This is a genomic window from Photorhabdus aballayi, assembly GCF_026153155.1.
Classification (GTDB): Bacteria; Pseudomonadota; Gammaproteobacteria; order Enterobacterales; family Enterobacteriaceae; genus Photorhabdus; species Photorhabdus luminescens.
This window is the reverse complement of record NZ_JAPFCD010000086.1, coordinates 1-12983: the sequence shown is the minus strand read 5'-3', so window position 1 is coordinate 12983 and position 12983 is coordinate 1. Positions and strand designations below refer to the sequence as shown.

Below are 12983 nucleotides of genomic sequence, written 5' to 3'. Positions count from 1 at the left end.
CAGCTCAAAAATATTTCTCAAATAGAGCATTCAAGACACCGCAGTCAGCTCGGTTTTTTATTGGAAATCGTCGCAGGCTTAATTGCTTATACATTCCAACCTAAAAAACCGAGCTTGAATTGACGGGATTGTGATATCGCTATTTTTAAACGAAGCTGAGGTTAATTATTAAGATTAACTTACAATTTATAAAATACAAACATAATAGAGAATAAATTTATGTATTTGGATAATTTGCATATAATTCAAAAATAAAGCTAGGGATTGAGAGCATAAATTTATGGCTATCCCCGTTTTTGCAACACTGATTTTGATTAATGGCAAGCTTGCTTAAATCTATCCGGCGTCTTTATGGGAAAAATGCCCCCTCCTCAATGAGTTCTGCACCTGATGAACCTAAAAAGGCCATCGGCTTCAATGAGCCACTTTTTGGATCAGGTTATTCATCAGGCCAATTGGCCGTTCATGTCATCAATAATGAGTCTTCGCAAAACCAGATGGGTGACGTGTATTTCACTGTTTAATAATCAATTAATTGAGTCAGCGGTATCTCTCTGGCCTGATATTCACTTTGCCGAGTGGTGAGAGCCCAGGCTATTCGTGCCAATTTGTTAGCCAGTGCACAGGCCCCCACATTCGAATGTTTCCTGCTAAGTTGCTCCCGAACCCACTCGGCAAGCCTGCCTTTCTGATGCTCAAGCTGCATCAGAAACGTTCGGACTCGACGCAAATTTTTGTTGCCCCGCTTGCTGATCCCCAGCAGCGTGGGTTTTCCTCCCGTACTGTATTGCCGGGGAACAAGTCCCATCGAAGCCGCAAAATATCGGCTGCATGAAAATTGTTTGCCATCCCCGAGCTGGGATGAAAGTAAACTGGCGGTAATTGGCCCTACCCCCGGTATTGTCATCATGCGTTGAGCAGCATCGTCCGCTTTGAGGGACTGATTTAATTCTAATTCCAGTGCCGTTATTTGCTCTACAAGATAAAGGCAGTGGTCATGTAATTTTATCAGCAAACGGCTCAGATAACCGGGAATGTCGTGTTCAGCCAGAACCAGAGATAACCGCTTGATGATTGCCTCACCTTTTGGCAGGCTGATACCAAATTCCAGCAAAAAGGCATGCATTTGGTTAGTGGTTTTAACTCTGTCTCTGATGAGTGATTCTCTGACACGGTGTAGTGCTCTCATCGCCTGCTGAGTCTCTGTTCTGGGCTGGACAAAACGCATGGAAGGGCGTGGTACCGCTTCACAGATGGCCTCCGAGTCAATAAAATCGTTTTTGTTACTTTTGACAAAAGGACGAACAAACTGCGGAGATATCAGCTTTGCATCATGGCCTAAGTCAGCGACTCGGCGAGCCATAAAATGTGCACCGGCACAAGCTTCCATTACGACGGTCGTGGATGAACACTGTGCTAAAAATTCCATTAATTTATGCGCGTAAATTTTTTATGCAGAACGGCCTTGCCAGATTTATCCTGACAATGGATATGGAAAGAATGCTTGCCGAGATCGATACCAATAAGTGTCACGTTTTGCATGATGGCCTCTCTAGAAACAATATACCTTATAGGAGTATGGTTCATAGGATGGGGAAGACCATCTCATTAGGCCAGCCGCTGCGACTGCTTAATCAGCAGCCGTTTCAGTTCAGCGGGGTCATTGGGCAGGGCATTGATATCGATTTTCATGGGGACATTTTACGCTATTCCCGGCGAAGAAACTCAATTAATGCCCATGGGTTTGATGATCGTCAAGTGATCAGGTGACATGACAATGCGGTACGGAGAAGGGCTGATGGCCGATGACATCATAGCCCGATAACAACCCGTGCAGTTGCTGCTCCGTCAGGTTCAGGGTGGCGCTGTTGACGGCCGTGGGCCATTTGAATTTGGCATTTTCCAGCCGCTTGTACCAGAGGGCAAACCCGGTTTTATCCCAGTAGAGGATTTTGAGTTTATCCCGCTTTTTGTTGCAAAAAAGGAACAGCGCGGTTTGCGTCGGTGAAAGCTGCATTTCCAGCTCCACCCAGACTGCCAGCCCGTTGATGGATTTTCGGAAGTCGATAAACGGGCGGCACAAATAAACGTCCGGGACATCCACAAACATTTTCATGCGGCGAGCCCGCGGATAATCGCAATGATGACGTGGGTCTCTGTACCGGCAGGGAAACGCAGTGTGCCATGCGGTGTTTCAAATAAGAGGGGGGGCGTGCCGGATGGGGCGGATTTTAATAAAAGCAGGCGGGGAAGCCGACCCGGGGGGCTTTTCCTGTGGACGGGAGCCGTGTTGGCGGTGGTGATAGAACTGGGTTGTCGAGATACCGATCTTTTGGCAAAACTGTTGGACAGTCAATTCAGATTTTTTCTGCTGTTCAAAAATGTCCAGCCACTCAGCTTGCGTAAATCGGGATTGGCTCATGGGATTTTTCCATCATAAGAATAGGTGACACTATTTTAATCAGTGAATGCCCGCTGGCTAGTACTACAGCCGTAACCGCTCTGTAATCATAAAGTTATCCCGGCGGCGATAATGACATTGTTGTGCGTAGTATTGATGTCGTCGTCGCCAAGATGACCAATGTAAAACCTGCTCGACGGTCTCTCCTGCCTTTTCCATTAATTTTGACAGTAGCCTACGCAGTTCAGCCACACTAAGGGCTATCAGTCCCTTCGGCGTTTTTTTTCTCCCGTATCCGCAAAACCGCCAGAACCGCATGGGCCAGTAACGACAGCGTAATATGCCGATACCAGCTATGCCATTGCCGCACTTCGTAGTGATCCAGACCGCATTCCCCCTTCGTTTCCTCAAAACCACATTCAATTTCCCAGCGATGCCCTGCCACCTGAGCCAGGGTCTTCAGGCCAGCCTGTTCTCGGCGCGCATACACCACAAAGTAAGCCCGTTCCTGCTTTTCATCCCGGCTGCGCCGGACCAGCAAATAATGGCCATATTCCCGTTCTTTCTCACTGAGTTGTAAACGCCAGAGCGGCACCCGAACCCAGTCATACTGACGTTCGCCTTTCGCTCCCCGCCCCGCCGAATGGGTTTCCCATTGCCCAGGCGTCAGGCTGTCCACAATCTTGTCCGCCCTGACAGGGGTTGGCCCTTGCCACCACAACGGTTCATTTTTGGGGATCGCCAGCACAAACGGTTGATACCGGGACTCCAGCCAGCCGCGCAGGCGACGATCCTGACCATAAACGGCATCTGCCGTCACCCAGCGACAGGGCACACCGGCCTCTAATGCGCGTTCCAGCATCTGCCGGGCGAGCTGCGGTTTGGTGGCAAAGGTGACGGCGTCAGGAATGCCGGCGGCTTCACAGCGGGGCCGGTCATCAGTCCATTGTTTGGGCAGGTATAACGCGCGGTCAATAAAGGCATGGCCACCCTGACCGGCATAACAGAGAAAGACGCCTATCTGACTGTTTTCGACGCGTCCGGCGGTGCCACTGTATTGACGTTGCACGCCGGCAGAATGGGTGCCTTTTTTGATAAAGCCGGTTTCATCCACAATGAGCACCCCGTGTTCATCGCCCAAATGCTCCGTCACATAGTCCCGCAAAATATCGCGGGCGACGTCAACATCCCAGTGAGCCCGCTCCAGCAGATGCTGAACGCCATCAGGCGTGCGTTCGCCTATCCATTCCGCCAGTTGCCAGCCATTTTTACGTTCAACGTCACTGAGTAATCCCCGGAGGTAGGCGAGGCTGCGTTGCTGTGGGCCGGGATGGTGAAACAACGAAGCCAGACGAGTATGCAGTGAGAGCAGTTCCTGTTCCCAGGCGTTGGTCGGTGAGTGCATGGTACACCTCCCGTATTTTCAGGACAAAATGTCATGGGCTATCATGTCACAAAGGGGCGTACGGCTGTAGTACTAGGTGAGATTCCCCGTACACTTACAGTTGTTATGGGTAAAGCAAGAAAAGAAAAAGGTCCCTAAGACAGCGCCAAGTGTTTACTGGGCCTATATTAATTTGGGAAAACTAGCGGGTTGGTATGACTCAAAACGAAATGGCCGAGTGGGATGGGAAAGGCTGTGGCAAGGATGGTTCATGCTACAAACCATCCTTGAAGGTTATTTACTGTCCAAGTCTCTTGATCTATGAAATATGATCAAGAGACAGCTGGCTAGGTGGGGTTCCCCGTACGCTTACGTTTTAACCTTTCATATGGAAGAATAAGTGTCTAAATATATCTTAAGCTATCAAGATGATCTCCATAAATAGCTTAGGGTTAGCACATGATATTTCTGAGTAATCAAAATCATAAATATTATACCCCCTCTCTTTCGTCACTGCTTGCTAACGCTGTATCAAAAGCTTGAGCTAAAACCATTCTATTCTCATTATCCTCAAACAAACTAGAATGATTACCAACAATAGCAATCAACTGCAACAAAGTAGCAGGCATTACCTGATTCCATCCTAAGGATGGGTCTTTGGTTAAAGGTTCCTGTTCGGTATCTGTGACAATAGGCATCGTGAGAGAAGGTTCCAGCGCATAAAACTGATGCAATGGCACCGTCAATGTTTCTGGCACATAATTCCTAACCATTTGTTCATAATTTTCTCTCTGCTCCATATTTTTTGCAATCAAATCAGAACTCAGATTTAAGGAGTATATTCCAATTTTTTTTGCAAATTCAATCAATTGCATCCAGCTCAGTTCATCAATTATCGGATACAATGCTGAAATTTCTGTGGTATGTTTGTTCCCGGATTGATTTTCTAATTCAGTTAAAAACTGATGTTTAGGTTGAGCCATTCTTTTGAAACAGTGAGGAGCAAGCGTATCAATCAGTCCAAGGAAATCAACTTTATCACCAATACCTAATAATCTCTGAGCAACGGCATAAGCCAGTATTCCACCAGAAGAATAACCACATATGCGGTATGGACCTTTCGGTTGAACGGCTTTCATTAAAGAAATCACTCTTGTCGCCAGCATTTCCATTGTTGATATCCGTTCCTCATTGATGGGCGGCCACGGTAGTGCATAAATCGGATAATCTGGCCGCATAAGCTCAGCCAATCCAAAAGTATAGGAATAATCACCTACGCCACTAGGAACACAGAATAAAGGTAGCTGTGTTCCACCAGAACGTACAGGAATTGCACTGCGTTTCTGAGATAACCAATCTGACATGATTTTTACAGCTAGTTCGGACAACACTGGGAATTGGAACAACTCATTCAATGTACAAAACATCCCACGTTTTGCTGCAAGATTTATCATCTGTATGGCAAGTAGCGAATGGCCACCCAATACGAAGAAATTGTCATGCCTCCCCACCTGCTCAACTTTCAACAACTCTTGCCAAATTTCCGCTAGAGCTATTTCTACCCTCCCTTGTGGTGCTACATAAACCTGATGGACAAAGGTTTCTTCACCAGGAATTGGTAATGCCTGACGGTCCAGCTTGCCATTTGGTGTCAACGGAAGTGCATCCAAACACACAAACGCTGCTGGTATCATATAATCCGGCAGAACTTTACTCAGGTAAGTACGTAAACTGGTCACCAATCTGTCGTCTGATTCCGCCACTATATAAGCTACCAGACGTTTGTGTTGTCCTTCTCCCTGTGACAACACAACCACTTCACTCACCGCAGGATGCTTTGTCAGTCGCGATTCAATCTCTCCCGGCTCTATCCGGAAGCCCCGGATTTTGACCTGATGGTCATTACGACCAATAAATACCAGGTTGCCATCCGGCAAATAACGCGCCAAATCCCCGGTTCGGTACATGCGTGCACCTGGTTTATCGCTAAACGGATCGACCAGGAAACGTTCAGCGGTCAACTCTGGCCGGTTCAGGTAGCCTCGGGCGACAGCAACTCCTCCAATGTAAAGCTCACCAGCGACACCCATTGGGACAGGTTCTCCGTGGGGATCAAGAATATAGATTTGGGTATTGGAGATTGGTCGGCCAATCGGTACGTTATCGACAAAATAGCTTGGGTAATTGGTATCAAACACGGCACAACCCACGACGGTTTCAGTTGGGCCGTATTCGTTGATGATGCGTGATCCAGGCGATAATGTTCGCCAAAGTTCAACAGTGGAACTGGGCAGCGTCTCTCCCCCTACGACAAAGCAATGCGTAGGGCATTTTCGTCCCGCAGTTTTCAATTCCTGCCCCACTGCTAAGAGATGACTGGGGGTAATCTTAACCAGAGCACCCGACTCCATTGACAGCAACGCGGGGAGCAGTTCAACCAGTTCCTGCCCGTCACGGAGCAAGCGGATCTTGCCACCACACAGTAATGGCAGGTAAAGACTGGTGACCGTGGCATCAAAAGCTAGCGGTGACGAAACGATACTATCGAATTGCCTTTCAGCCAGGTAATCACGCCGTGCCCATAGCAGGTAGTTGCAGACACCACGATGTTCCAGCATTACTCCTTTTGGTGTCCCTGTCGAACCCGAAGTATAAATCACATATGCCAAGTGGTGTGGCATCAATTCAGTCATCAAGAGATTGGTATCCGGCTGGTCTGGCAGGATATTAGGGTCAAGTACAACCAACTCGGCAAGCGCTTTCTCACCCAATGCTGTCTGTCCTGTTACATCTGCCAATACTACGGATGGGGCAGTATCCTTCAGCATATAAGCCAAACGTTCACCCGGATAGGTTGGATCCAGAGGGACATATGCCCCACCAGCTTTCAGCACCGCCAGTAGTCCTATCACCATCGCTGGTGAGCGTGTGACACAAATCGCCACTCGTTGATCTGGTTCTACTCCTAACATAATCAACTGATGAGCCAGCCGATTAGCCCAGGCATTCAGTTCGGTATAGCTGAGTGTCTGCTCTTCATATATGAGTGCTGTGGCATCAGGTGTTCTTTCCACCTGTTGTTCAAACAGCTGATAAATACATAACTGGTCTGGATAGACAGTTTCTGTCGCGTTCCAAGTTTTTAACAACAGCGTACGCTCCGCTTCCGGCAGGATTTCCAATGCCCGAACCGGCCTGTCCGGCGTGTGCTCCAGCGCTTCCGCCAGACTTTCCAGCGCCTGCTGCATATAATCGCATATCCGTGCTGGCTCAAAGGGCTGCACTACCTGAGCCGTCAGACCGAGTGCATCCCCAAAATCCTCCACCGACAAAACAATCGGATAGTTAGTGCGCTCTTGTGCACCCAGAAATTCAATACCATTCAGGGGTTCATCTGAAGCCGTCAACGGGACATTATGCCGGTAGTTCAGCAAGGCATTAAACAACGGTGTTCCACTGGCAACCCTACTGCATCGTTGAGCCAACGCCAGTGAAGCATGTTCATGTGCTAGTAATCCGGCTAATCGATTATGTGCCTCTCGGACGCTCTCCTGTACCGGTGTATCATCCATATCCAATTGCAGCGGTAATGTATTGATAAACAACCCCATCCCGCTGTCAAAACCTTCTCCTGCCTGCATTCGTCCAAACAGTACGGTTCCAAATACCACTTTTTCCTGTCCGCTGGTACGCGACAACACTTGTGCCCAGGCCAAATGACACAGGGCCGCCAAGCTGACTCCCTGATGTCTTGCCCAGCTACGTAATCGCTCATTTAGTTCAGAAGCTAACATTCGGTGTAATTCTGCGACCTGCGAGCCATCATAATGTACTTTCGTCACCCCGAACGACAATGTTGGCTCCTCCACCTCTGCTAACATGTCGGTAAAGAACCGAGTATGCTCTGTCTGGCTCACCCCCAACCGGGTCTGAGCCACAAAATTGCGGAAAGGAACAGGGGCTGGCAAACTATTCCCCTGCCCAGTCATATATGCCTGAATTTCATGATCCATTACTTCTTGTGTAGTATGATCACCAATCAGGTGATGCTGCAATTGCAGCACTATCCAACGATCATCCCATTCTTGCGCTATTACAAAGTGTAACAATGGTGCCTGACTCAGATCGATGCGATGCCGATGTGGGTCAAAGCGTTGAATCAATTGGTCACAGATTGGCCCATCAGCCGGATTTAACATCAATTCAGTAACAGACAGCTTTGCTTGGCGACAAACCACTTGAGCAGGTACAGATAGTCCTTGCCAAATAAAGGCGGTACGCAGGATATCGTGTCTATCAACCACCTGTTGAACAGCTGTCAGATAACGATCCAGGTAATGCCGGTCAGTAAAGGACATTTGATTGGCCAACAAATATAAGTCGCCCTCATTTTCCAAGAGATGATGGAACAAAATGCCGTCCTGCAACGGCGATAAAGCATAGATATCCTGAATATTGGTGAGCCCACCCGGCACCTGTTCGATGATACGGTCAACATCAGTCTGAGTTAGATCAATCAGTGGCAGCATCGTTGGCGTCAGCATCGTGGTTTCTGGTGTGATGACATTAGTAGGCACTACCACAGCTCGATGCTGCCCCAACGTTCTGGCGAGCTCAAATAACACCGGATGTTGGAACAGATCACGCACCGCCAATGTCAACCCAAGATTACGCAAGCGTTCAACCATCCGTACAGCCAACAGCGAATGGCCCCCTAAGGCAAAGAAACTGTCATATCGACTAATTTGCTCAATCCCCAATAGCTCACGCCAGATAGTCGCCAGAGTTATCTCTGTTTCCCCTTGCGGTGCCTCATAAACCTGACGAGCAAATGCCACTTCATCTGGAACCGGTAATGACTGGAGGTCTAACTTACCGTTCGGCGTCAACGGAATTGCATCCAAACGCACAAACGCTGCCGGTACCATATAATCCGGCAACATGGTTCTCAGATGAGTACGCAAGCTATTCGCCAACTCATCCCTCTCTTCTGTTACCACCCAAGCAATCAGGCGCTTATCTGTCCCCTCTCCCAGCGCCAATACTACGACCTCAATGACTGCTGGATGTTCCGTTAGCCGAGCTTCGATTTCGCCGAGCTCAATTCGGAATCCCCGGATTTTAACCTGCTGGTCATTACGCCCCATAAATACCAGATTACCGTCCGGCAGATAACGAGCTAAATCCCCGGTACGATACATTCGTGCATCCGGTTTATCACTAAATGGATCAGACAAGAAACGTTCTGCCGTTAATGTTGATTGATTCAGATAACCCCGGGCTACACCCACACCACCAATATATATTTCTCCAGTGCAACCCAATGGTACCGGTTGGCCGCATCTGTCCAGCAAATAAATATTAGTATTGCTAACTGGTCGGCCAATTAAACCTTCATCCTCTGGGAATACGATTTCCTTACAAGTCGCAATCACAGTATTTTCAGTCGGGCCATAGGTGTTCAATAACCGTGGTCGATAAGTTTCCTGCGCAAACCAATCCTGAATAGCCCGTTTTTTCACTGCCTCTCCACCAATAATGATTAATCTGAGACAACCCGGCAACGGTAATGTATTGTCTCTAGCCGTCAGTTCAGATAAAAACAGGGTCGGCAGAGACATGACCGTGATACGATTTTCCCAAGTTAAAGAAATAAATTCTTGTATAGAAGACAGCCAATTACTATCACGCATCACCAACGTGGCACCATTGCATAATGACGAGAAAAACTCTTCAACTGATGCATCAAATGCAAATGATGAAAATTGCAGTACCCGGTCTTGTGCTGTAACTTCATAGGTCTTATTAAGGCCCTGAATACGTTGGTAAACAGCCTGATGTTCCACCATCACCCCTTTAGGGGTGCCAGTAGAGCCCGAAGTATAAATCACATATGCCAAGTGGTATGGTATCAATGCGGTCACCAAGGGATTGGTATCCGGCTGGTCTGGCATAATATTAGGGTCAAGGACAACCAACTCGGCAAGCGCTTTCTCACCCATGGCCACCCGTCCGGTTTTATCAGCTAATACTACTAATGGTGCAGCATCTTTCAGCATATAAGCTAAACGTTCAACCGGATAGGTTGGATCCAGAGGGACATATGCTCCGCCTGCTTTCAGCACTGCCAGTAGTCCTATCACCATCGCCGGTGAGCGTGTGACACAAATCGTCACTCGTTGATCCGGTTCTATTCCTAATATAATCAACTGATGAGCCAGCCGATTAGCGCGAGCATTTAATTCGGCATAACTGATAACCTGTTCTTGATACACCAGTGCTATAGCGTCCGGTTTTTTTTCTACCTGCCGTTCAAACAACTGATGAATACACAGTGCATCAGAATGCAGTACTTCGGGAGTATTCCATGTTGCCAACAATAATCTGCGCTCTACCGGTGTAAGGATATCAATTTTCCCAACTGCCTGTTGAGGGTTAGCCACCATGGCCTGTAATACGGTATGCAAGTATCCCGCGTACCGTTCAATGGTAGATTGATCAAACAGGGCCGTAGCATAACTTAGTACCCCCTCTATTCTGCCCTCTTCTTCTGACAGATCCAGTTCGAGATCAAATTTAACCGTGTCAAAGAAGGGAGTAATTGGCGAAACTACTAGTCCCTGCAAACCCCAATTAGCGTGTTCATTGTTCTGCCAGGTGAACATAACCTGGAACAATGGTGTATGTGCCAGACAACGTGGTGGCTGCACAATTTCTACCACTTGTTCAAACGGTAGATCCTGATGTTCTTGTGCTGCCAGTGCGGTTTGTCGAACACGTGCAAGCAGTTCAACTACATTTGGTGCACCTGATAAGTCAATACGTAAGGCCAACGTATTGACAAAGAAACCAATTAGAGACTCCACCTCCTGGAGACTACGGCCAGCACTTGGAGTCCCTATTACCACATCATCATGACCTGCCAAACGAGACAGGACTATTGCCCATGCTGACAACAGAGTCATAAATAATGTGGTTCCCTGCTGCTCACTCAGACGCTTGAGAGATGCTGTTAAATTTTCATCTAAATTAATAGGGACAATATTCCCGGCAAATGTCTGCTCAGACGGACGGGGGCGGTCAGTAGGTAAATCTAACAAAATCGGCGCGTCAACCAGCACCGTTCTCCAATAATCGGACTGAATTTGTATCCTCTCAGCCAACAACCATTGACGTTGCCATGCAGCATAATCAGGATATTGAATTGTCAATTGCGGTAGCGGATCGGGTTGCCCTGCTAGAAAAGCCTTATAGAGAGAGCTTAACTCACTTATCAACACACCAGCAGACCAGCCATCTGACACAATATGATGCTGTGTCAGCAGAAACACATAATCATTGTCCGCTAGTTGTATCAAAGTAGAACGGATTAACGGACCGCAGGCAAAATCAAACGGAGTCTTGGCTTCCTGAACGCATAAATGCTTAAGCTGTTCATCCATGTCAAAAGCTTTGCTCAAATCGTATTTTTTCATTGGCAGGCCCAACTCAGCCGATAACAATTTTACCTGAGGTTGACCATCAACGGAAATAAATATGGAGCGTAATGCTTCATGGCGGGAAAACAGCGTATCAAGTGTTTGTTGCAATACACTAATATTAAGTTGTCCCCGCAAATGCAGTGCCATCGGAATATGATAGGTTTCACTCACGCCTTCAAGTTGCGACAAGAACCACAAACGCTGTTGCGCAAATGACAGCGGCAATTCTCCCTCACGAGATATCGGCATGATAGCCGGCAGGACACTTCCCTGTTTATTAAGTTGGGCACGTATCGCCTCAGCAAAAGCAATCAAGGAAGGTGATTCAAATAACGTACTCAGCGGTAATTCAACCCCTAAAGTCGCTATCCGATTCATCATCCGTACCGCTAGCAACGAATGCCCACCTAGCGCAAAGAAATTATCATGTCGGCTAACCTGCTCAATCCCCAATAACTCATGCCAGATAGCCGCCAGGGCAATTTCAATTTCTCCTTGTGGGGCTTCGTAAATCTGGTGTGCAAAGGCTTCTTCGCCCGGTACCGGCAAAACCTTACGATCTAGCTTGCCGTTAGGTGTCAATGGGAAGGCATCTAAACGGACAAACGCCGCTGGCACCATATAATCAGGCAATCGGGTATTCAGGTGAATTCGCAGATTATTGACCAATTCATCATCCGCTTCTGCCACCACATAGGCAACCAGACGCTTGTCATAATCATCACCTAACGCCAGCACAGCAGCCTCCCGCACCGCAGGGAATTCTGTTAACCGGGCTTCAATTTCCCCCGGTTCTATCCGGAAGCCCCGAATTTTAACCTGCCGGTCATTACGGCCAATAAACACCAGACTACCGTCCGGCAGATAGCGAGCCAAATCCCCGGTGCGGTACATCCGCGCATCCGGCATCTCACTAAACGGGTCAGCTAAGAAGCGTTCAGCGGTCAAATCAGGGCGATTCAGATAACCCCGCGCCACACCCACACCACCAATGTACAGCTCCCCCTCAGCCCCCAGCGGCACTGGCTGGCCGTCAGCATCCAACAGATAAACCTGGCTGTTGGCTGTTGGATATCCGATAGGGACTAACGCATCTGTATAGCCTGACGGGCAACGCCAGATCGTGGCACAAACCGTGCTTTCTGTCGGGCCATAAGCATTAAACAAAATTACCCTGTCACATAGCGCCTGAAGCAATACCGCACTGGGCGCTTCACCACACAGTATCACTGTGGGTCTTGTTGTTAACGGCGGTAAATTGGCCCCATCCTGAAGCAAAGCCGGAGGCAGAGTGATATGCGTTACCGCTTGTTGTTCCAGATAATCCCAGAGACGATGTGGATCATGACGAACTGTGTCGGCAGCGATAACCAGACTGGCTCCACCCCCTAACGCAATCATGATTTCCCAAATGCTGGCATCAAAACCCAAGGAGGCAAACTGCAACACTCGACTTTCAGGATTGATACAGAACTGTGTAATTTTCTCTTGAATCAGGTTAACCAGCCCGCGATGCTCAACCATCACGCCCTTTGGTGTGCCTGTCGAACCTGATGTATAAATCACACAGGCCAGATGCCGTGAGATCAGTGTTGGCACCGTCGGGTTGTTGCCCAGTTGGTTTACTGATGTATTTGGATCGAGGACAGTCACTCCGTCTAACGCTTTTTCACCCAGTGCTGCATACCCTGCCTTATCAGCCAGGATGACTAACGGC

5 protein-coding genes and 3 pseudogenes are annotated in these 12983 nt (G+C 48.2%); 4 read left to right on the top strand and 4 right to left on the bottom strand.

The annotated features are described in order from the left end of the window. A pseudogene (locus tag OO184_RS23660) lies at positions 1 to 123 on the top strand (IS982 family transposase); the annotation flags it as partial. 194 nt (positions 124 to 317) lie between these two features. Further along, a complete protein-coding gene (locus OO184_RS23655) occupies positions 318 to 524 on the top strand; it encodes a hypothetical protein (RefSeq protein WP_265381270.1) in 207 nt (68 codons plus the stop codon). On the opposite strand, the pseudogene OO184_RS23650 reads toward OO184_RS23655, so the two are convergent. Next, positions 521 to 1542 (bottom strand): annotated as a pseudogene (locus OO184_RS23650) (IS110 family RNA-guided transposase). The gene OO184_RS23655 and the pseudogene OO184_RS23650 sit on opposite strands and share 4 nt — an antisense overlap. Before the next feature lie 220 nt (positions 1543 to 1762). Beyond that, positions 1763 to 2116 carry an IS66 family insertion sequence element accessory protein TnpB gene (gene tnpB / locus OO184_RS23645; protein WP_265381269.1) on the bottom strand — a complete coding sequence of 118 codons (354 nt, stop codon included), beginning with the start codon at positions 2114 to 2116 and terminating at the stop codon, positions 1763 to 1765. Between the two features lie 24 nt (positions 2117 to 2140). On the opposite strand from tnpB, the gene OO184_RS23640 reads away from it, so the two are divergent. After that, positions 2141 to 2440 carry a hypothetical protein gene (locus OO184_RS23640; RefSeq protein ID WP_265381268.1) on the top strand — a complete coding sequence of 100 codons (300 nt, stop codon included), beginning with the start codon at positions 2141 to 2143 and terminating at the stop codon, positions 2438 to 2440. 214 nt (positions 2441 to 2654) lie between these two features. On the opposite strand, the gene OO184_RS23635 is transcribed toward OO184_RS23640, so the two are convergent. After that, on the bottom strand, positions 2655 to 3806 hold the full coding sequence (locus OO184_RS23635) for an IS701 family transposase (protein ID WP_265381267.1): 1152 nt from the start codon (positions 3804 to 3806) through the stop codon (positions 2655 to 2657). An 85-nt stretch (positions 3807 to 3891) separates the two neighbouring features. Here OO184_RS23635 and OO184_RS23630 point away from each other — a divergent pair. After that, positions 3892 to 4110: pseudogene (locus tag OO184_RS23630) on the top strand (IS4 family transposase); the annotation flags it as partial. A 166-nt stretch (positions 4111 to 4276) separates the two neighbouring features. Here OO184_RS23630 and OO184_RS23625 read toward each other — a convergent pair. After that, positions 4277 to 12983, bottom strand: an 8707-nt coding sequence (locus OO184_RS23625; protein ID WP_265381266.1) for a non-ribosomal peptide synthetase, incomplete at its 5' end; no start/stop codon positions are given.